Source organism: Gordonia sp. (in: high G+C Gram-positive bacteria), assembly GCF_020438995.1.
GTDB lineage: Bacteria > Actinomycetota > Actinomycetes > Mycobacteriales > Mycobacteriaceae > Gordonia.
This window is the reverse complement of sequence record NZ_JAGQTN010000272.1, coordinates 11,561-32,742: the sequence shown is the minus strand read 5'-3', so window position 1 is coordinate 32,742 and position 21,182 is coordinate 11,561. Positions and strand designations below refer to the sequence as shown.

Annotated in this window: 15 protein-coding genes; 9 read left to right on the top strand and 6 right to left on the bottom strand. The window is 68.5% G+C overall.

The features are described from left to right. The first annotated feature begins 48 nt into the window (after positions 1 to 48). Together KDB67_RS19095 and KDB67_RS19090 are read left to right on the top strand one after the other, a co-directional pair. Complete coding sequence (locus KDB67_RS19095; RefSeq protein ID WP_291019275.1) at positions 49 to 501, top strand: MarR family transcriptional regulator; 453 nt, start codon at positions 49 to 51, stop codon at positions 499 to 501. A gap of 259 nt (positions 502 to 760) precedes the next feature. Beyond that, positions 761 to 1,963: a serine hydrolase domain-containing protein gene (locus KDB67_RS19090; RefSeq protein ID WP_291019272.1), complete on the top strand. Its 1,203-nt coding sequence runs from the start codon at positions 761 to 763 to the stop codon at positions 1,961 to 1,963. Positions 1,964 to 2,024: 61 nt separating this feature from the next. Here the strand turns inward: KDB67_RS19090 and KDB67_RS19085 are convergent, their stop codons facing one another. The 6 genes from KDB67_RS19085 to KDB67_RS19060 form a co-directional block, all read right to left on the bottom strand. Next, the gene (locus KDB67_RS19085) at positions 2,025 to 3,341 is read right to left on the bottom strand and encodes a TerD family protein (RefSeq protein WP_291019262.1); all 1,317 of its coding nucleotides are present in this window, start codon (positions 3,339 to 3,341) and stop codon (positions 2,025 to 2,027) included. Between the two features lie 108 nt (positions 3,342 to 3,449). Next, positions 3,450 to 4,286, bottom strand: coding sequence for an HAD family hydrolase (locus tag KDB67_RS19080; protein WP_291019260.1), 837 nt, complete (start codon positions 4,284 to 4,286; stop codon positions 3,450 to 3,452). Beyond that, positions 4,283 to 5,413: a cysteine protease StiP family protein gene (locus KDB67_RS19075; RefSeq protein ID WP_291019258.1), complete on the bottom strand. Its 1,131-nt coding sequence runs from the start codon at positions 5,411 to 5,413 to the stop codon at positions 4,283 to 4,285. The genes KDB67_RS19080 and KDB67_RS19075 overlap by 4 nt, the downstream gene beginning before the upstream one ends. Further along, positions 5,410 to 6,663, bottom strand: a complete 1,254-nt coding sequence (locus KDB67_RS19070; protein ID WP_291019256.1) for a phosphoribosyltransferase family protein — start codon at positions 6,661 to 6,663, stop codon at positions 5,410 to 5,412. Before KDB67_RS19070 ends, KDB67_RS19075 begins: the two co-directional genes overlap by 4 nt. A 23-nt stretch (positions 6,664 to 6,686) precedes the next feature. Further along, positions 6,687 to 7,859, bottom strand: coding sequence for an HpcH/HpaI aldolase/citrate lyase family protein (locus KDB67_RS19065; protein ID WP_291019254.1), 1,173 nt, complete (start codon positions 7,857 to 7,859; stop codon positions 6,687 to 6,689). Further along, on the bottom strand, positions 7,856 to 9,067 hold the full coding sequence (locus KDB67_RS19060) for a hypothetical protein (protein WP_291019252.1): 1,212 nt from the start codon (positions 9,065 to 9,067) through the stop codon (positions 7,856 to 7,858). Before KDB67_RS19060 ends, KDB67_RS19065 begins: the two co-directional genes overlap by 4 nt. A 108-nt stretch (positions 9,068 to 9,175) precedes the next feature. Here KDB67_RS19060 and KDB67_RS19055 point away from each other — a divergent pair, with 108 nt between their 5' ends. From KDB67_RS19055 to KDB67_RS19025, 7 genes are all read left to right on the top strand, one after another. Beyond that, positions 9,176 to 9,796, top strand: a complete 621-nt coding sequence (locus tag KDB67_RS19055) for an AIM24 family protein (protein ID WP_291019249.1) — start codon at positions 9,176 to 9,178, stop codon at positions 9,794 to 9,796. An 11-nt stretch (positions 9,797 to 9,807) separates the two neighbouring features. Continuing rightward, positions 9,808 to 10,512, top strand: coding sequence for an AIM24 family protein (locus tag KDB67_RS19050; RefSeq protein WP_291019245.1), 705 nt, complete (start codon positions 9,808 to 9,810; stop codon positions 10,510 to 10,512). Between the two features lie 14 nt (positions 10,513 to 10,526). Next, on the top strand, positions 10,527 to 11,288 hold the full coding sequence (locus tag KDB67_RS19045) for an AIM24 family protein (RefSeq protein WP_291019243.1): 762 nt from the start codon (positions 10,527 to 10,529) through the stop codon (positions 11,286 to 11,288). A gap of 117 nt (positions 11,289 to 11,405) precedes the next feature. Next, the gene (locus tag KDB67_RS19040) at positions 11,406 to 11,879 is read left to right on the top strand and encodes a hypothetical protein (RefSeq protein WP_291019240.1); all 474 of its coding nucleotides are present in this window, start codon (positions 11,406 to 11,408) and stop codon (positions 11,877 to 11,879) included. Next, positions 11,876 to 14,806, top strand: coding sequence for a VWA domain-containing protein (locus KDB67_RS19035; RefSeq protein ID WP_291019238.1), 2,931 nt, complete (start codon positions 11,876 to 11,878; stop codon positions 14,804 to 14,806). Before KDB67_RS19040 ends, KDB67_RS19035 begins: the two co-directional genes overlap by 4 nt. Before the next feature lie 64 nt (positions 14,807 to 14,870). Then, positions 14,871 to 18,482: a tubulin-like doman-containing protein gene (locus KDB67_RS19030; RefSeq protein WP_291019236.1), complete on the top strand. Its 3,612-nt coding sequence runs from the start codon at positions 14,871 to 14,873 to the stop codon at positions 18,480 to 18,482. Continuing rightward, entirely contained in the window at positions 18,482 to 21,181 is a 2,700-nt protein-coding gene (locus tag KDB67_RS19025) for a hypothetical protein (protein WP_291019233.1), read from the top strand. Before KDB67_RS19030 ends, KDB67_RS19025 begins: the two co-directional genes overlap by 1 nt. The last annotated feature ends 1 nt before the right edge of the window (position 21,182 follow it).

Sequence of the window (21,182 nt, the reverse complement as noted above, 5' to 3'; positions counted from 1 at the left end):
AGAATAGACAGTCTAACTGTCCATAATTAAGTCAGTTAAGCTGTCTATATGTCAAGGCGTGCTGTTCGGGCGGAGGAATTGTCGCTACTACTGATGCGGGCGAGTTCGGCTGTGGCCGAACGGATAAACGATGCCGTGATCGCTTCCGGTCACCCCGGACTGCGGCCCGTGTATGGCCTGGTGTTCGCCCGCATCTCCGGTGCCGGCGCGTCGATCAATCAGCTCGCCGAACACCTCGGCATCACCAAACAGTCGGCGTCGGCCATCGTCGATGCCCTAGTGCGCGATGGATACGTCGCGCGCCGGCCCGATCCAGCCGACCGTCGGGCCTCGATCATCGAACTCACCGCCCGTGGGCGGCAGGTCACCCGCGCCGCGTCGCGCACAGCCGCGGCCGAGGTCGAGCGGCTGGAAACCCGGTGGGGTCCGGTCGCACTGAAATCGTTCACCGGCATGCTCGATGACCTCGCGGGCGACGGCACTCCCCGTCCGGTGTGGTGACGCCGTGTGGTGATGGGACGCGACACGACGAAGTGGCAGGGAACGACCTGGCCGGTTGGACAAAATTCCTGGTCCAACCGGACCAAACCTTGCCCGCAGCAGCGCGTCGTGTGGTGTCCTACACGGACGGAGTCGGCGCCTGCCTGGCAGGCCGCACTCGATGACGCGGCCGCCGGCCACACGAGACACGGCCACCGGCTACCCGAGTTTATAAGTACAGCTAACCAGTCACACAACCTTCGTGAGGGGATTTCACATCATGACCAGCGCCTCCCCGGCCCTAGACCAGGCCGCGTTCACGTCCGCGGCAGATGCCGTGCTCGCCTCGGCCGTCGAGGGCGACGCCCGCGTCCCCGGCGTCGTCGCGATGGTGACCGACCGCGACGGCAACATCTACGAGGGTGCCGCGGGGGTACGTCGTCTCGGCACAGATAATGCGATCACCACCGACGACGTGTTCGCCATCTTCTCCACCACCAAGGCGTTCACCGCGACCGCCGCGCTGCAGCTCGTCGAGGCCGGTCAACTCGACCTCGACGCACCCGCCTCCGACTACGCACCGAAGATCGGCGAACTGCAGGTCCTCGAAGGATTCGACGACGCCGGCAACCCGGTGCAGCGTGCGCCCAAGTCGGTGCCCACCACCCGCCAACTGCTCACGCACACAGGCGGTTTCGGCTACGATTTCTTCGACGTCAACTACTGCAAGTTGGCTGAGGAACACGGCCAGCCCAGCGTCATCACCGCCACGATGGCCGCGCTCACCACGCCGCTGCTGTTCGATCCGGGCGAGCGCTGGCAGTACGGCACCAACATCGACTGGGTCGGGCAGGTCGTCGAAGGCATCACCGGTAAGCGTCTCGGAGCTGTGTTCGCAGAGAAGATCTTTGCCCCGCTCGGCATCGAGAACGTGAGTTTCGAACTGCGCGACGACTTCCGGCCGCGCCTGGCTGAGATCCACGCCCGCGGCGACGATGGCTCGCTCACTCCGATGGACCTGGAACTGCCGTCGCCGCCCGAGGTCGACATGGGCGGTCACGGGCTGTACGGCACCGTCGGCGACTACATGAAGTTCATCCGGATGTGGCTCAACGACGGTGCGGGCGCGAACGGCCGGGTGCTGGCCGAGTCGACCGTCGAGATGGCCGTGCAGAACCACCTCGGTGACCTGCCGGTGACCGAACTGCCCGGCGTGATCCCGTCGCTGTCGAACACCGCGGAATTCTTCCCCGGACAGTCCAAGTCGTGGTCGCTGCCGTTCATGATCAACAACGAGAAGGCCCCCACCGGACGTCCGGCGGGCGCGCAGGGCTGGGCGGGTCTGGCCAACCTGTTCTACTGGATCGACCGCGAGAACGGTTTCGGCGGCTACTGGGCCACCCAGATCCTGCCGTTCGGCGATCCGACCTCGTTCACCAAGTACATGGAGCTCGAAACAGCCTTCTACGACGCCCTCGGCTGACGGCCTTTTCGCCGGTTGAGTCACTAAGGCAATGCCCTGGTGACTCAACCGGCGAAAGATACTACACGTATTTCTGGACGTGCGGCAGAGCGTCTTTCGGGGTCTTGCCCTGGAATCCGTCACCGAGGGCGGTGAGTTTCCAGTCGCCGGCCTCCCGTTTGATGACGGCCATCGTCACACCCGTGTACGGCATTCCGCCACGCAGGGTGTAGCGGGCCAGTTCGGCGCCGGTGGTCAGATCGACGAGCCTGCAGTAGGCGTTGTCGACCTCCTCGAACGTCTGACCGCGGTACGAGGTGACGATGAAGACGAGCGCGTCGATGCTGGGTGCGACGTTGTGCAGCGCGACGGTCACCGACTCGTCGTCGCCGTCACCCTCGCCGGTGAGGTTGTCGCCCGAATGCTGGATCGAGAAGTCTTTGCTCTTGAGTTGCCCGAAGTAGACGACGTCGACGCAGCGGCCCTGCGAGTACATCAGCACCGAGGCGTCGAGGTCGATCGAGCTGGCCCGGCTGCGCCCGAACATCGACTTGGCCTGCGCCGGGTCCCAGCCCAGTCCCATCTGCACGTCGGTGAGTTTGACGCCACCCTCCTTGCGCAGGGTCACCTTCTGACCCTTGACCAGGCTGACGGGCCGGCTCTTGCTGAGACTGATCTCGGGCGGCGGACCGTACCCGGCGGGTGTCCCTGTGGGAGGCGGGAACGACTGCGGAGGCTGGTATGCGGGGGCGGGCTGTTGGTAGGCCGGTGCCGGCGCGGGCTGCTGGTACGACGATGCGGGCGCGGGCTGCTGGTACGACGGCGCGGGTGCGGGCTGCGGGTACGACGGCGCGGGTGCGGGCTGCTGGTAGGCCGGTGCCGGCGCGGGAGGCGGTGCCGGTGCGTCGTCGACGCTCACCCCGTGATCGCGGACCAGGTCGGCGAATCCGCCCGCGTAGCCCTGTCCGACGGCCCGTACCTTCCAGTCGGTATTGCGGCGGTAGATCTCCAGGGCAATGACCACCGACTCCGACGACAACTCGCCGATCGTGTACGAATACAGCTCGCGTCCGGAGGTATCGCTGACGCGGGCGGTGGGCGCGGCGAACCTCCCGAACGACGACGACGCGTCGTCGAGGGTGATCACGGCGCGGATCGCGTCGATCTCGGCCGGGACCTGGCCGGTGTTGATGTGCAGTTGCGCCAGGCCTGCACCGGGGACCAGCCGCACGCCGGGGCCGGTGGGCTGGTTGAAGAACACGAAGTCGTTGTCGGTACGCACCTTGCCGGAAGGGGTGACCAGCAGGGCGGACACGTCGGCAGCGGTGCCGATCTCGACGGACAGGACGACGTCGGGTGTCGGCAGCGGGGCGTTCTGCCCCTTCGACAATGCGGTCACGATGGCGGCTCCCTCAGGTTTGGTGTCGCAGGTGTTGCCGACCACCCTAGGGCATGTCTCCCAAGTCACGATTCGGGCAAGTGCGGCATGGCGGGTCGGGCGGGTCGATCAGGCGGCGCTTTCGCCGGGTATCGCGGCGTGGAACCAGGCGAGGATCTCTTCACCGGCCAGCGCGCCGACCGTCTCGGTTACGCGCACGTGGTCGCGCTGGAAGTCCAGTTCGTGCAGTTCGCCGTGCGCGGGCCGGATCCCTCGGTCCGCGGCCTCGAGCAGGTCGGCGTCGAGCAGTCCGTCACCGGCGGCGAGCACGGGCGCCGCCGCGGCCAGGGTGCCGTCGTCGATGAGTCTGCGCCGCACCTCGGCCAGCGCCGCGCTCTTGGTGACGGTGGCTGGCTGGGCGTAGATCTTGCGGCCCTGCTGCGATACGGTCCAGCCACGCTCGGCGCACCAGCCTGTCCAGTCGGCCAGGAACCCGGCCGGTTGCCGTTCGGTACGGACGACGATGTAGCAGAACAGCTCGTCGGCGATGCGGAACTTCTTGACCCACGCTTGATCGATCCGCGATTCGAGTTCTGCGACGACGGTGCCGAGGTCGGCTCCCGCACCGGATAATTGGCTGTCGATGTGGGCGCGCCAGGACTTGTCGTCGGCGCCGTCGGTGATGATCCTGCCGCCACTGGACACCACGGCATACCGGAATGGTCTGCCGGGCAGTGCGATCCGCCGGTACTGCTTGGGAGTTCGGGTGGTCACCGGCACTACCGGTGCCGCCGCGGCCAGCGCGTCGAGCAGGTCGACGGCGTCGGCCGTCATGAACGACAGTGGCGCGTCCTCGTGGATCTCGACGCATCGCAGGTCGAGTCTGCCGAACTGCTCGGGCCCCATCGCGGCCTTCGAGAAAATCATGGTGCGGTCGAGATCGGTTGCTATGAGCGGCACGGTCATTCGGTGTTCTCCTTGATCAGTCCGACACACGAGTACGCCAGTCCGTGCACTACTTCGACGGGGACGTCGCGCTGGGCGGCCAGCAGCCGGATGTGGTCGTGTTCGGGACGGTCGGGTGCGTCGACGAGGATCTTCCACGGCACCCGCCGCAGCAGGACCCGGGTGGTTTCTCCCACACCGGGTTTGACGAAGTTGATGGACCCGAGGCCGTACTCGTGTTGAATCTTCTCGATGGAATGCCAGCCGGCCCAGGTGGGTTCCCGGTCGGAGGCCAGCACGTCGGCGCACTGCCGCGCGGCCGCGTCACGGACCGCGGTGAATCGGTCGGCGACCGTGTCCAGCAACAGATTCGACACGTCGTAGGGGGTCAGGTCGCGGTAGAACTTGGCGCCGTGGAATTCTCCGGGCCCGATGTAGTCGCTGTTGAGCACCGTACGTGATACCAGCCCGGACACCGTCGAATTGAGGCAGGCCGAGGCGATGAGGAAATCGTCGCGGGTACCGAAGGTGCGCACGCAGTATCCGGGGTCGGCGAGGACGGCCAGGTCGTCGGACAGAACCGGACCGCCGGCCGCCGCGTACTCGGCGAGTGCGGCGGTGAGTTCCTTTGCGATGGCGCCCTTTCCGGTCCAGCCATCGACGAACACCACCGACTCCGGACGGTGCCGGGAAACGATGTAGTCGAGCGCCACCGAGTCGATACCGCGGTCCCGGACGATCGAGATGGTGTAGTGCGGCAGGTCGAGCCCATGGATGCGGGCCGCCCAGCGGCGCATGAGGATTCCCACCGGGGTGCCGGCCCGGGCCAGCGACACCAGGGTCAGATCAGTAGCCCCGGACTTGGCAACTCTGTCGGTGATCAGCAGGTCGGTGACGGCGCCGATGGCGGTGGCGAGCCGGTCGGCGCTCTCGGACAGCGCTGTGCGGAACAGCTTCTGGTACTCCTCGTCCGGCTGGAACTCCACCGGCAGCGATTCGGCGTAGTGTGCCCGGCCCGACTGGATGGCCCGTTCCCGGTCGGCGATATCACCTTCGAGCGCGACGTGGGACAGATCCTTGAGCAGCCATGTCACCTCCCCCGCGGCGTAAGAGCCGAAGTCAGGGCCGGTCAGCGGTGGCGTGGTCATAGTGCCTCCCTGGCTGCGCGCAGTGTCTGTTGGGACGGTGTATCCACCACGGCCACAATCACATTGTGTCCGGCACGGGCCAGCACATCGGCCAGGCCGCCGGAGCCGTACAACTCGTCGGTGTCGGCGGGCCGGTCACACACGAACACCACCTGAGAACCCCGCGGGTCGGCGGCGTCGACCACCGCGTTGTAGAGATAACGTTTCGCGCTGTGGTCCCCCTCGGGAGCGGGGAACTCGAAGCCACGCCGCAGCGGGTACCCCGGCTCGTCGAGGACATATGCGGGTGAGCGCGTCGATGTCTGATAGCGCACCGTAAATCCCTCCTGCGCAAGATATTCGGCCACGCATAGCGGTAGGTACATGAACTCCTCGTGCCCGACCACCACAGCCGGCGCCGACGTGTCGAGTACTCCGGCGATGGCGGCACTCACCGCGGCGGTGGCCTCGCCGAATGCCGGACCATCGGTACGGAGGAACCCGTGCCGACCGCCGTCCGGAACCTCTGCGGGCCAGGGAATCCGGACCGTCTCCAGGCTTCCCGTGACAGGCCCGACGGGATTGAGTGCGGGTGCAGCCAGCGCACACACCTCGTCGGTGAATCCCTTCGGAAGATCGATACTTCCGTGCGCGAGGGCGACGAACTCGACGCTTACACCCAACTCGGCCGCATCGACCTCGCACTGCCGCTGCTGGTCGGCATCTCGCATGTCCACCAGCGAGGCCACGACGTACGACGGCCGCGGATACTGCTGGTGCAGTGCGGCTATCGCCTCCAAGGCGGTGGCGCCGGTGGAGATCTCGTCGTCGACGAGTACCAGCGGCACCTCGGTGCCCGGCGCATCGGGGGTGAACAGTGCGGCGTCGGTGGGTTCGATGAAGTGGGTGGTGGCGTGCGAATGCCCCTCCTCGAATGTCGCGGTGACGCTCACCCCGCCGGCGCACCGCCGTGTCGAATGCAGGTAACAGGCCGCACCCATCCGGTCGGCGACGCAGTGACCCAGCCCGGTGGCCGTCTCGGCGAATCCCAGAACCGTTGCAGCAGATGACTTTTCCACACCAATATGTTCGATGACCAGATCGGCGAGCCGATCCGCGGCACCACGCACGAGAGCCGGGTCGGTGGGAATATGCTTGCCCAGCACCGTCGACACCAGCAGGTGTGCCCGCTTGGGGTTGCGGCGCAGGCCCAGCCGTACCAGGTCGCCGATACCGTCACCGCCCAGCAGGACACCGAAAGTATCGCTCACCCAGCTGCTTTCGAGAGATGTGCTCACGCCGGAACCAGCGCCGTCAACAGATCGACGAAGGTGATGTTCGGATTGGTCACCCCGAAAACGTGCGCCCGGTCGAGCACACCCTGGGCCCAACGACGGTGCGGTTTCAGCTCATTCATCTTGTTACGATAGGTCGAGGTGCGCACCCCGCCGGCGTCACCGCCCGCGATGTCGACGGCGTCGTGATACTCCTCGTGAGTGACCGCCGACAGTGCGTGCACGGCCGCCACGTGGGTGGGATGGATGACGGTCTTACCGTGCATGCCGTTGGCCCGGTCGAGTGCGATCTCGCGGAGCAGGCCGTCGATGTCGCGGCTCACCAGGTGCTGCCGGAACAGCACCGCGTCGTGGTCGGCGAACAGGGTCTGCCGCAGCGTGGGCCGGAACAGCCGCTCGTGGTCGGCGAAGTACTCCCACACCGGCCCGGTGATGATGTGGCCGGCGTCGCCGGCGCGCCCGAGGTAGTTGATGATGCTCGCGATGGCGTCGGCGGCCACGCGCACGTCGTAGATCGTCAGGTCGCGGTCGCGGCGGATGCCGAACATCCCACACATATCGGTGGCGCCGATCCGGGCGGCCAGGACGTGAGATCGATACTCGCCCAGGATCTCCGCGATAGACCCGAGCTCGATGTCGCGGGTCTCCCGGTACACGATCTCCGGCGATTCCAGGACCGGCATCGCGTACAGGTGTTTGCCGAGCACCTCCGAGGCCCGCACCACCGCGTCGAGCCCGTCGCGGGCGATGGCAGAGGTGAACTTGGGCAGCACGAAACCTGACAGGGCCGTGCGGCCGGGGCCCAGTTCGGCGGCGATCTTCGGGATCCGTTCGGGGGTGCGGGTGCGCACGAACAGCAGCATCGCCGCCGCCGGCCCGTCGGCGAGTTCGTCGAGGGCGGCCACGGCACAGGCGGCGGCGTGGTCCTCCTCGTCGTCGGCGACGGCGTCCTCGAGGTCGATGACCATCGACGTCACCCCATTGGCGAAGCGCCGCTCGATGGTGCGCGCCAGATCGGCCCGGTTGCCGGGCACGTACAGCGTGGCGCCCAGTGCCAGGGCCAGCACCCGCGTCGGATCGTCGTGCCCGACCGGCTGGGGGCTATGGAGAAACAGGCGTTCGACGACGGCGTCGTCGAGGTGATGGAAGTGCCGGAATCGGGGCGTGCTCATTTCGCGGCGAGTTGTCCTCTCATGCGGTCGATGATCTCGGTGATCCTGGCATCGACCGCGCGAAGTTCGGTCCAGTACGCCCAGTAGTCGGGGTGTATGCGGCCGAGCGTCGTTTTTGCCCGGTCGATGCGGTCGCCTTGAGCGTCGAGCACAGAACCCCAATCGTCAACCAGAGAATTGTTGACGGCGAATTGTTGCGCATCCCGTAATCGGAACCTCACCTTGCGTTCATGCCCGGCCGGATCGGCGCGCACATCGCGCAACGTGCGCAGCCGATCGAGCACCTGGTCGACCGCCCGCTGCGCCTCGTCGAGATGATCGCGGGCCCGCTCGGCGTCGGTGATGGCCACGTCAGGGTCGGTGCGCACATGCCGGCGGGCCTGTTCGATGTCGTCGCGGGCTTCGGTGAGATGGCCGTCCACCGCACGCTGATTGTCGCGCAGATCCTTCGAACAGTCGGTGCTGAACTCGCGCAGCAGTGCCGACAGCGCGTCGGGCATCTGGGTGGCGCGGTGGCCGACGGCCGACATCCGGGTTTCCACCGACCGAATGACGCGGTCGGCCTGCTCGGGCAACGATGCGGCCTCGGTCAGCACGCCGTGCAGCCGCTGGGCCGCCGCGGTGACCGCCGCCGCCTCCCGACGACGCTGGGGGATCGTCGTGGCGGCATCGAGCCGGGGCAGTCCCTCGCGCACAGCCCGGGCGGCGCCGTCGACGGTCCGGAGCCTGCGCGCGGCGCCCGGCGCCTGATCGAGTTGGGAGAGTGCTTGGTGGGCAGCGACTTTCGCCTGGTGGGTTTCGTGGCCCGCGAGGCTGGCGGCACCGGCGGCCGAGGTCAGTTCGTTGTGGTGGACCTGGCCGAAGCGGGCCATGTCGCCCGATAGAGCACCGATGGCGTCGATGCAGGCGGTGATCTCCGCCGGCGACGGCGGCCGGGTGTGGTCACGGGCGCCGGGATCGGTTGTCGCGGTCAGCCGCAGGTACTCACCGACGATCTGAAGTTGCCGGTCGCGCAGCGGCGGCCAGTCGCGAGCGGCCGGCGAGTTCGGGTTGATCTCGCGGGCCGGCGCGACGGCGGCGTCGATCTGCGTGAGCTGTCGTTCGAGGTCGAGAAAGGCCGTGGTCAGCGCGCCCAGCTGTTCCTGCACCTGCGCGCCCTGCACACGCGAGCGCCCCCCGAACACGCGTCTGACGAAGTTCCCGGCCACGGCACCGATGCTAATCGGCGCATGTCGTGTCGGTCGGACGGCGGACAACGCGATCTGATGCTCCGCCGGGCATTCCGCAGCGCCCGTCGGTGTGTCACTATCTGACTCGTGCAACTGGTACAACGATCCAAGCGGGTGCTCGAAGCGCACCTCGCGGGCACCTCGGTGCGTGCGCTGAGCGGTTCGATGGTGGCCTATGAAGGCCAGGTCACGTTCAAGTCGGCCGGATTCGGCGGCGGTGCGGGCGTGGTGGCCGGCCTCAAACAGAAGGCGACCGGCGAATCCCTGTCGCTGATGGAGTGCACGGGGCACGGGGTGGTGTACTTCGCCCACGATGCCGCCGAGGTGACCATCATCGACCTCAACGGTGACACGCTGCAGGTGGAGTCCGAGCAGTTGCTGCTGCTGGCCGGAAACCTGACCACCAACGTCACGTTCGCCGGTGTGCGGGGCATGGCCGGTGGTCAGGGGCTGTTCACCACCACGGTCGCCGGACAAGGGCAGGTGGCGCTGCTCTCGCGCGGCGGGCCGCTGATCCACCTCGAAGTCAGCCCCCAGTACCCGCTGGTCGTCGACCCCGACGCGTTCGTGTGCGCTCGCGGCCAGCTCACCCAGTCCTTCGACACCGATGTGTCGTGGCGCACCGCCGTCGGCCAGGGCAGTGGCGAGGCGTTCTCGCTGCGCTGGGCCGGCACCGGCGTCGTCTCCATCCAGCCGGCTGAACGATAGGAGGCCCAGCGGTGTTCACAGCGGTCAACAGCAAGGTCGTTTCGGTCAATCTCGCACAGTCCGGGCCCATCGTCGCCCGGCGCGGCGCGATGCTCTTCTACACCGGGCAGGTGTACTTCGAACCCCATCAGGTCCCCGGCGGGGGTGGGGGCATGGGCGGCGGGATGATGGGCGGGATGGCCGGTCGCATGCTCTCCGGCGAACATGAGGCCACGATGCTCGCGCAGGGAAACGGCGTGGTGCACTACGGTTTCCGCGGCATCGAGGCGACGGTGGTGAACCTGGGATCGGTCGGCGGGCAGATGCGCGTCGAGGCGTCCCGGCTGCTTGCCCGCACCGCCGACATCCAGGCGTCGATCGTGTCGGTGGCCTCCTCTGGCGGCCAGGGCGGTGGCGGGGGCGGTGGCCTGTTCGGGTCGCTGCGTAACGCGGCCGCGGGCGCGATGACCGGGCAGGGCATGTTCACCACCCAGCTGATGGGTGCGGGCAGCGTCGTGGTGCTCGGCCACGGCGGCATCTTCGAGCTTCCGGTGAACCCCGGCGGCGCGGTGCTCGTCGACCCGCAGGCGTTCGTCGCCTCGGCCGGACAGGTCAATTCGACGCTCAAGTCGGCGATGAGCTGGCGCAACGTCGGCCGCGGCGGCGGGGAGTCCATGCAGCTCGAATGCACCGGTCAGGGCGTGGTGTACGTGCAGGCATCCGAACAGAAGATGTGAGTGGAGAAACAACTGTGAGCGTGTACAACACGGTGTGGAATCCGCACACCCTGCCCAGTGACGACAACATCGAGGGCAACAAATATGCCTACTGCATCGACCTGACCCAGCCGTGGTTCATGTCCAAGGGCGCGATGATCGCCTACTACGGGCAGATGCGGTTCACCGCGCTGACGCACGGCCTGCAGGGCGGTCTGTTGCAGATGGTGGCGCAGCAATTCTCGGCGCCCCTGTATCTGGCCGACTTCGTCGTCGCCGAGGGCCAGGGCAAGCTGGTCATCGGCGACCGCGGCTACGACATCAACTCCTACGATCTCGACGACGGCAACCTCACCATCCGGTCGGCGAATCTGCTGGGCTTCCAGCCGACCCTGTCGATGAATCAGTCGATCGTGCCGGGCTTCGTCACCCTGATCGGCAGCGGCAAGTTCCTCGCCTCCTCCAGCGGGCCGGTGATGTTCATCGAACCGCCGGTGCGGGTCGACCCGGAAGCGCTGGTGGGCTGGGCCGATTGCCCGTCGCCGAGCCATCACTACGACGAAGCGTGGGTGAACGGTTTCATCGCCGCCGCCGGCCGCCGGATGGGCATCAACTCCGGCGAGGAACGGCAGTTCGATTTCACCGGCGCCGGAACGGTACTGGTGCAGTCGAGCGAGAAGGTCATCAACGACAGCTCGATCGTCCGGTCGATCCAGGGGCAGCTGGCCGGACTGTCGGCTCCCGGGCTGCAACAGATCAACCAGCAGATCAACATGCAGCTCGGCCAGCATCAATAGCGTCGGATAAAGGATCGAATCCGGCGTCGGCAGCGCCCAACCGCCGGTGCGATGTGGAACGATGCGAGGGTGTCTTCCGGTAACCCCTTTGGGCCTGGCCCCGGCAGTGGCGGCCCCGTGAACAACGGCGGTCCGGGCCGCTCGCCGTTCGGGCCGCCCGGTGGTGGGCGCCCGCAGGGACCACCCCCGGGAGGTCCGTTCGGGCAGGGACCATTCGCCCCGGCAGGAGCCCCGCAGGCCCGTACTGTCCCCGGATACTCGGCGCCACCGGCCCCGGCACAGGCGGACCTGACACCGGTCGGACCGCCCACCGCACTGCTGGTGGCCTCCGGTGTGCTCGCCGCCGCAGGTATCGCGATCGGTGCGCTGTTCTGGGCGCAGTGGCAGAGCCTGATCGGCTGGCTGCTGGCCGGACCGATCGCGATCGGTGTCGTGGCGCTGTTCTCCTCGAAGGACACGATGCGCCGCACGTCGGCGGTGTACCTGCGGCCCGGCTGGATCATGGGCGCCTACGTGGCGGTGATGGTGCTGGTGGCCGCGGGCGTGTTGGTCGGCGCCTTCGGTTTCGCGATCTGGGTGGGACGCCGATGAGGTGGCATGCGCTGGCCGCGACGATCCTGCTGACCTTCCTGGCCACGCTCACCGGGACGCCGGCAGCCGGCGCCGCACCCGACGACCAGTCCGGCATCGACCGGTTCGGTGCGTGCATGGCCGGCGCCAAGGAAGGCCGGGTGCTGCTGCTGGTCGACGAATCACGCAGCCTCGCCGTCACCGACCCCGACGCCGCGCGCGTAGCCGCGGCCAAGTTCCTCACCGAACAGCTCAGTACCTATGCCACCGACACCGGCGTGTCCCTCGATGTGGCGATCGCCGGATTCTCCGACACCTACAGCGAACGCAAGGGCTGGACCACTCTGTCGGAGAAGTCCCTCGATTCGATTACCGCCACCCTCGACGGGTTCGCCGACCGCGCGGGCGGCACCGACACCGACTACTGGCTCGCCCTCGACGGGGCCCGCAAGACGATGCAGTCCGGTGACGCGCCGACGTGCCGGATGATCGCCTGGTTCACCGACGGCAAGCTCGACTTCACCATCCGGTCGAGCGCGGACAAGCCGTACGCGCCGGGCGTCTCCCTCGACACCGAGCAGGACCGCAAGAAGATGGTCGAGGCGGCCAAGACCAGTCTGTGCCGTCCCGGCGGCCTCGTCGACCAGGTGCGCTCGTCCGACATCATCACCGTCGCCATCGGCCTGGCCGGCAAGGACGTCAAGGCGGCCGATTTCGATCTGCTCAAGTCCATCGCCACCGGTGAGCAGACGTCCACCGGCACCTGCGGTGACGTGCGCAGCCCGGTGCCCGGCGACTTCTACCTCGCCGACGACATCGACGAACTGCTGTTCACCTTCGACAAACTCAGCACCCCGGGACAGCCGCCGCTGACCAACGAGACCGGAGCCTGCGCTGTCAAGGTGTGCGACTCGGGCAAGCATCGTTTCGTGCTCGATTCGTCTGTCGGCAGTGTCAATATCCTGGCCAGTGCCGACCGCACCGGCCTGACCCCGGTGCTGGTGTCCCCGGACGGCACCGAAACGCGCATGGCCGGTGACAAGCAGGGCAGCGCCGAGGTGGGCGGGGTGACGATCGCTTACGACTTCCCCGGTGACAAGGCCGTCGCTGTCCGGATGACCAACTCACAGGCGGCGCAGTGGCGTGGCGCGTGGGCGCTGGTGTTCATCGCCCCCGACTCCGATTCCGCGGCAAAGACCAAGTCGCAGATACACATTCGTGGTGATCTGACGGCCACCTGGCTCGGCGGGAAGAACACCGCCCTGCATTCCGGCAACACCGTGGACATGAAGTTCGGCCTGCGCAACGGTGCGGGCAAACAGGTCGACCCCGCCGGCATCCCCGGGACGGCGTCGCTGACCACCGAACTCGTTCCCGCGTCGGGTAAGGCGATCTCCATCGGGCGCGACATCCCCAAGGGCCGTATCGCCGCGGCCCGATCGCTGGATCTGGGTTCGGTGGCACCCGGCCGGGCCACGCTCCGGATGACGCTGTCGGTGACCACCGCATCGGCCCGCGACAGCGACGGCACGCTCGTACAGGGCACCGCGCTGTCGCCGTCGACGGTGGAGCTACCGGTCACCGTCGACCCACCTGTCGGCTACCCCAAGGTCGACGCCAAGCTCGACTTCGGCACATTCGAGGGGGAGGGCACCACGACGGCCACCCTGAAGGTGACCGGCCCGGGCTGCGTCTGGCTCGACAAGACCACCGTCGTCGCCGCACCCGACGGCGCGGACGGCCTCGCGATCAGCTCCGACGCCGCGGCCAAGGACTCCTGCGTCAAGGTCGTCGACGGCGCGTCGGGTGAACTCACCGTCCGCATGGCCGTACCGACCGCGGTCAACGGCGACGTCAACGGCACCCTGCGGGTAATGCTCGGACCCGAGCAGGCCGGCGAGCAACCGATCGCCACCGAGGTCCCGTTCACCGCCGCACTGCAGAAGCCGCTGAACACCACGAACTTCCTCATCGCACTGATCGTCGGGCTCGTCCTCGGGCCGCTCATCCCGCTGCTGGTGCTGTACGCGGCCAAGTGGCTGACCGCCCGGATTCCGGGCCGCGCGTTGCGGGCCGAACAGATCCAGGTCCGCGTCGACGGCTCGTCCGTCATGCGCGACGGCGCGCCGTCCCTGACCCGCGACGGCGGGCCGTCCCTGACCCGCGACGGCGGGCCGTCCCTGACCCGCGACGGCGGGCCGTCCCTGACCCACCGTGGCCGGCCGCTGGCCGTTCGCGACGACGAGTTCGTCCAGCTCGTGCCCGGCACCGGGTCTGCGACGCGCCGGCTCGACCTGGGCGGGATCTTGCTGCGCACCAGGATCGGCCGGTCGCCGTTCGGCACCGGGTACGTGGTGGCCACCGCGCCCGGTCTGGCGGGTGCGGCCGGCCGCTCCGGTGACCGGACCGGCGCCACGCCCGACGCCCGTCTGCCGCTGGCCGTACACAACACCTGGTTCGTGCTGCACGATCCGCGTGGACCGGAGAACACGGCCACGGTGGTCATGCTCGTCGGCGACGTCGGCCGCGACGTGATCGACCGGCTCGCCGCCGAGGTCACCGAGCATCTGCCGCGAGTACTGCCGCAACTGCGCGCCGACGCGCTGCGCAACCTCCCCGAGGACCAGCGTCCGGTGGCGCCGTCGGGTCCGGGCAATCCCTTCGGCGGCGGTGGCGGCACAGGTGGTGCGGGCGGTGCTCCGGCCAACCCGTTCGGCCCGCCACCCGGACAGCAGGGGCCGCCGCAACAGTTCCGGCCCCAACAGGGTCCACCCCGACAGGTTCCGCCGCAGCAGGGAGGAAACCCATTCGGCGGCAACCCATTCGGCGGCAACCCATTCGGTCCTCCACCCGGCGGTCCGAGAAATCAGGGCGGTCCGGGTAATCAGGGTGGTCCGGGAAATCAGGGTGGTCCGGGAACCGGAGACAGACCGAATCCGTTCGGGTGATGAATCTTTCACGCACGCATAACCAAGTGATCCGACCGGATCACGGCGAGGGGTTGAGGGACATATGAGGCGACTACTGATCGTCGGCTGTGGCGGATCGGGCGGCGCGACGCTGGCCTACATGATGGATCAGCTGCGGTCGGACCTGGCGGCACACGGTATCGGTCGCATCCCGGCCGGCTGGCAGTTCGTCCACCTGGACGTGCCGACCTCGCCGTCGCGGGTCGAGGGTGTCGGCTCGGTCCGCGATCAGGACGGTGTGTACGTGGGCACCGGACCCGAAAGCGACAGCTACAAGGTTCTCGACAACGCGCTTTCGCAGCGTCTGGCCGCCGGTCAGCAACTCGACACCATCGCCACCTGGGCGCCCCGCGAACTTGACACGGTGTACACGCCGCTGTCGACGGGTGCCGGCCAGTACCGGGCGCTGGGCCGGATGATCACGCTCAGCCGCGTCGGGCAGGTGCGCGATTCGTTGCAGCGGGCGTGGGATCAGCTGTACCTGACGTCCACCGACACCGAGATGCGGTCGCTGCACATCCCGGGCGCCGGGGCCTACCGTCCCGACGATCAGCCGCTGGTACTGGTGGTGTCGTCGATGGCCGGCGGTGCGGGTGCGTCGATGGCCCTGGACATCTGCCGTGTCCTGACGCTGGTGCAGGGGGTGGATCCGCGGCTGATGGCCGTGTTCATGGTGACCCCGGACATCTTCGAGACGCTACCGCCGTCGGCGGTCACCGGCACCCGGGCCAACGCGCTGGCGATGCTCGGTGAGATCGTCGCCGCGCAGACCGGGTCGGCCCGCCGCTCCGACGTGGAGCTGCTGCGGGCGCTCGGTCACGAACACGGCGAGGGCGCCCGGATCCCGTTCGCCCGTGTGTTCCCGGTCGGCCGCTACGTGGGTGCCCAGCGCACCGTGTTCGGTGACGGCACCCCGGACGCGGTGTACCGGGGTCTGGGGCGTGGTCTGGCCGGTCTGACCCTGTCGGCGCCGGCGATGCAGCAGTTCGTCGAGTGGGACCTCACCAACGGCGTGGGCGATCAGGGTTCGCTGGAGTATCTGGGCTGGGGCAACCGGCAGTGGAACAACATCCCTTGGGGCACTTTCGGTTTCGCGAGCCTGAGTATGGGCCGCGACCGGTACGCCGAGTACGCCGCCCAGCGCCTGGCGCGCAGTAGTGCCGACCGGCTCCTGCACGGGCATTTGCGGCCGGGCAACACCGCCTCCGACGAGGAGCAGGTGGGCGCCGCCCTCGACAATCAGTGGGACAACATCTGCCGCGGACTGGGCCTGGCCGGGGCGGGCACCACGTCGGGTACCGCGCAGTGGCTCTCGAACGTGGTGCTGCCCACCCAGCAGGTCAACCAGCATGCGGCGGCCATCGTCAACCAGACGGTGCGCCCGCGGCTGGACACCTCGCCGGGCGTCAACGGCGAGCAGTGGGCCGCGCAGGTGTACCGGGTGCTGGCCGAGCAGCGCGAGACGATCAAGAGCGATGCCGCCTCGGCCGCGTATGCGATCGCCTACCACTGGCAGCAGCGGCTGGCGGCGGCGCTCGAACATGCCGTCACCCATGCGCTCGCCACGCTCGGATTACCTTATGCCACAGGTCTTGTCAAGAGGATCTCACGCATGTTGCAGGACGTGGTGATGCCCGAGACCTACAATCTGTCCGGCTATGCCCCGGCCGACGTCGTCGAGGCCACGCCCGAGGTCAAACGCACCCTCGCCTCGCTCAAGGGCACTCTGGCCACTACGGGTGCGGTGTCCGAGCAGGTCTTCGCCGGGTTGCAGGCCACGATCACCCAGGAGATCTACGCGGCACTGTCCTATCAGATATCCACCGCCGCGGGGGCATTGGTCAACGAGGCCATCGAGCCGATGATCGCCGCGCTCAACGAATCGCAGTCGCTGCTGCGCCGGGCCGCCGCCGCTCCACGCCGCGAGTCGGGTCTGGCGCACCTGCAGACCGATGAGTACGCGGCCTGGCCGTCGGACGCCGACGAGCGCGTCTCCGAACGGTTCGCCGAGGCCGACAACGAGGTGATGCTGACCCGGTCCGCGGAGTTCAAGCAGCGCTACGAGATCGACCTGCCCAGTTCGGTGGGGTTGACGTCGGTCGACATCCAGGCGTTCGGCACCGCGGTGACGCGGGCGTCGATGCACGTGATCACCGGTTCGTGGACCACCGTCGGCGGCACGCGGTCGCCGAGCGAGACGTGTCCGGTCGTCGAACGCACGACGGCGTGGGTATCGCGGGCGTTCCCGCGGCATCCGGAGACCGGCGAGACCCTCATCGCCGCCCCCACCGCGTACAAGGTACATACCTCGCCAGCCGAAATTCTCAGCAGAGCAAGGGAATTCATCGCCCGCACGGGCGAGTCGTTCGACCGGTTCTGTGCGGTGTCGTTGCGCGAGTACGTGACCGGCGCGGAAAGCCGGGTGCCCGAGACCGAATTGCATACCCGCAGACAGGATCTGCTGCTGCGGTTCGGGGAGGCCGTCGACCTGGCGCGTCCGCTCGCGAGCGTCAACGAGAACGCCATGCAGGCCATCCACGGGGTGTCGGAGATGGTGTACCGCTACAAGTTCTCTGCCGTGCCGTTCCATGGACTCGAACTCGGCGACCGATTGGGAACCGCACTGGCCCAACGGATCCGCGTCGACTCCAACAGCGCCGCGGCGTTCGGGAACGCACTCACCGACGAACGCAACATCAAACGCATCGATATCTTCGGCTCGTACCCCAACTATTCGCCGCTGGCCTATGAATCGGTGGTCGAACCGGCGGCACGCCAGTGGCTCGCGGCATCACCCGCCGAACGGTCGGCGTTCTGGACGTACCGGCGGGCCCGCCCGCTGGAGGCGAGCCTGCCGATGCACGAGGCGGAGCGGCGCGCGATGGTGGCCGGGTGGCTGCTGGGCCGGGTCGTCGGATTCGTCCGCACCCCCGAGCCGCCGTTCACCCAGCCGGTGCGGGTGTGGGATGCGGAGAACCGGCAGTGGCTGTCGTTCCCGCACCCCCTGCTGACCCCGCCGTCGGAGTTCCTCGCCGAATATGACTGGCTGCCTGCGGTTCTCGAATCCGTACTGCTGGCCATCGCGCAGTCGCATCAGCCGCCGGTGATGACCTCGATGGCGCCGTACCGGGCGCTGCGCCACATCTTCGACAGTGCGCAGGAGAACGCCACCACCGGACCGGATGCGCGCAGCCTGCTCGCCGGCCACCGTAACCTCGCGGACTGGCTGCGGACCGGTGACTCGGGAACCGGCCTGGCGTCGGTGGTCAAGGACACGGGGGAGAAGGCGAGCATCGACGAACGGGCGGAACGGGCGGGCACCTACCTGCGCGACTACGCGAACTTCGTCTCCGAGCACTTCATGAAGCCCGGCGACGTGAGCGCGGCGGGGCAGCCACCGGCCCGCGGCGGCGGCGTGTTCTCGGTGATCGGTGTTCGCGCCCAGGCGTCCAAGACCCCGTTCTTCCGTGATCTGGCGCCCGATGTGTATTGGGCCGCAAACGAATTGATCACTCTGCTGCCGTCGGCGGCGGTCGCCGCCAAACGGCCCGTTCAGCAGGAGGGTATCGGGCCGGTGCCCACCGCGCAGGGCGACGATTGGAGCGCGCCCAAGTTCGGTTCCGGATTCGACGGTCCGCTCGGAGGGATGCTCTGATGTCGGCATTCACCGTATTCATCGCGCCGGCCGGCCGTGCCGACGGTGTGCTGGCCGCGCTCGGTGACCTGTCGGCCGCCGGACTCATCGAGCGGTTCGGTTGGATCGCCGATCCGTCGGCCGACGTCCCGACCGACAGCCTCACGGTGGTCGAGGGCGGACTGGCCGCGGACGTGCGGCTCGACCAGTTCGTCACCACGCAGCGCACCACGATGCTGCGGGTGTGTTCGCTGGTTCCCGCCTATGCGGGTGACCGCAGGCTGTCGATCCCGGCGGAGCTGTCGGCGGTGTCGGCGCTGGCCACGGCGACGGCGGCCGGCGCGGTGGTGCGGATCCGCTGTCTGCTGACCGGGCCGCAGGGCTGCGCGACCGACATCCACGGCGCCGTCGTCGAGGGCTGGCACAACATCATCGTCTCCCCGGAGGATTCGCGCGGTCCCGACTTCGGCCGGGTGCCCACTGCCGCAGATCCGTCGCCGGCTAGCCTGGGCCGCACCGCCGCACCCGTGCTCGCCGGTCTGTGCGGCCTGTGGTCGGGGCTGTCCCACGCCCCGCTCGACGACGCCGCCGTTCTTCCGGGTCGCGTTGTGCGACTGGCCCGTTCGTACTATCGAAGGCTGGACACCACAGCCGCCGAAGCCGCGCTGCGGCATCAGGTGCTGGCGCAGGGCGGGCAGTTCCCGTTGCCCGGCGATCAACGCACCCGCGTGGTCTACGTCGACGACGTGGGGCTCGCGTCCCATTCGATGGCGAACGCGTTGTGGCGCAAGCATGGTGACGTCCTGCGCGGCCCGCGGCTTGCGTATGAGACCGAGACCGTCGAGGCGTTGAGCGGGTGGGCGGCGCTGAAGCTGTTCTTCGGTTTCCTGTGGGCGGCGATCAAGAATGCGCCGTCGTCCTGGTACAACAGGATGGTCAGCAACGCTGCGGGCCGGATGGCCGCACAGGTGCAGCAGGCCGTCTTCTCCGAGGGCAATGCCGCCTACGAGGTGGTCGTGCGGGGGCGGAGTGCCGACGGACGGCACGCGGGCTGGGCCGAGGTCGGCGCCGCCTCGGGGCATCTGAGCGACACCCTCGCCGGAGGGCAGTTCGGTGACACCACGGGCCACCACCCGGTGCACGAGGCGGCCGCGGACCTGTCGGGGGTGTGGCAGGACTACGCCCGCGCGGCGATGACGCTCGGTGACGCGGGCGAGCGGTCCAACGAGCTCCCACCGATCCGGGTGGGCGCGGCGCGCGGGATCGTGCCGGGCGCCGCGGACGCGGTGCCCGGGATCGAGGCGCGGTTCACCGAAATACCAGGTGTCATCGCCGCGGCGGTGGGTTTCGACGGCGTCGACGCCACGGACGCGCTCGGCATCATCGACCTGCGCCAGCGGCTCACCGAGTTGCAGCGCAACCCGGATCTCGGTCTGGCAGCGGGGTCGACGCTGGCCGCGCTGGGTGAGTGGCAGTACGGTCACGCCCGCAGTTTCGGCGTGCAGGCCGGTGCCGCTCTCGCGCAGGCCTTCAGCGACTGCAAGCAGGAGGTCGCGTACCTGTGGGAGAAACTGCGCAACGCGCGGCCCGCCCCGGAGGCCCCGCCGAGTGACCTGCGACTGGCCCGCTGGGTACAGGTGACGGTCGTGGTGCTGGTGATCCTGGCCGCGGTGGTCGGCTACTTCGGCTACAAGGAGGTCATCGGCGCCTGGACGGCCGTCGGAATCGTCGCCGGTTCGGTGGTCGCGGCGCTGGTCTGCTTGGCCGTGGCATTCGTCAACGTCCAGCGCAAACTGTTCGCCCTGATCCATCAGCGTAAGTCGGTGACCAGCGAGCAACGGATCGATCAGCAGAACCTGCTGACGGCATCGGCCGATCTGCGCCGGCTCTCCCGCGCGTACGGGCAGTTCCTGTCGTGGAGCCGGGCCATCGGAGGTTTCCTCGCCGGACCACTTGGCCCCGACACCCACGCCGACCCGGAGCCGGTCCCGGTCGCGTGGGGTCTGCCGATGGCCGCGGGACTGGGCTCGGTGGTGCCCGACGACGCGGAGACGGCGACGGCCGCGGGCTATCTGCGCCGTGACCTGTTCCATCCGGGCTGGCTGACCCAGTCGTGGGACAAGATGCTCGCGGTGGCCACCCCACCGCAGTTCGGCTACGAATTCTCCTCCACCGCTTCGCCGTTGTGGACCGACCCGGGCCGCAAGACGGGTTCGGGCCTGGACCGCTGGTCGTCGGACCTGTTCGACGGCGTCATCACCTCCACCGGTGCCGAACTGGTGTGGCAGGAGTCGCTGAGTCTGCTCGGCGGGCCGATGGCGGGGCTGGCCGGGAAACTGGTGGGTAGTGTCGCGGTCGCCGGTGGCCCGCGGGTGCCGGTCGGCGACTTCCTGGCCGGGCTCGACCGGCCCGCCGCACCCGCCGGATCGTTCCCCACGACGCTGCTCACCGACACCGCGATCACCGGGTCGGGTGCGCGGGTGGCCACCGACGTCCGGCACAGCGCGCGCCTGGGATTGGGAATCATCTGCGCGGCAACCCAATTCAGTGATGCTCTGGTGCCCGATCAGATTCGCTCCGGACCGGTCGCCGCTGCTGCGGAATGGACGACCGAGGCGGGCCGCGCTCCCGATTCGGGTCCACCACCGCTGTTCAAGCCGGCCACCGGCCCGTCCGACGAGTTCCGGGCCCCGGACCTCGGAAAGGGATTCGAGTTCTGAC

Bases quoted from the DNA above. Each gene is read 5' to 3' on its own strand.
- KDB67_RS19075 (WP_291019258.1), bottom strand. From the start codon at position 5,413: ATGACCACGCCACCGCTGACCGGCCCTGACTTCGGCTCTTACGCCGCG.
- KDB67_RS19035 (WP_291019238.1), top strand. From the start codon at position 11,876: ATGAGGTGGCATGCGCTGGCCGCGACGATCCTGCTGACCTTCCTGGCC.
- KDB67_RS19090 (WP_291019272.1), top strand. From the start codon at position 761: ATGACCAGCGCCTCCCCGGCCCTAGACCAGGCCGCGTTCACGTCCGCG.
- KDB67_RS19025 (WP_291019233.1), top strand. From the start codon at position 18,482: ATGTCGGCATTCACCGTATTCATCGCGCCGGCCGGCCGTGCCGACGGT.
- KDB67_RS19065 (WP_291019254.1), bottom strand. From the start codon at position 7,859: ATGAGCACGCCCCGATTCCGGCACTTCCATCACCTCGACGACGCCGTC.
- KDB67_RS19030 (WP_291019236.1), top strand. From the start codon at position 14,871: ATGAGGCGACTACTGATCGTCGGCTGTGGCGGATCGGGCGGCGCGACG.
- KDB67_RS19080 (WP_291019260.1), bottom strand. From the start codon at position 4,286: ATGACCGTGCCGCTCATAGCAACCGATCTCGACCGCACCATGATTTTC.
- KDB67_RS19095 (WP_291019275.1), top strand. From the start codon at position 49: ATGTCAAGGCGTGCTGTTCGGGCGGAGGAATTGTCGCTACTACTGATG.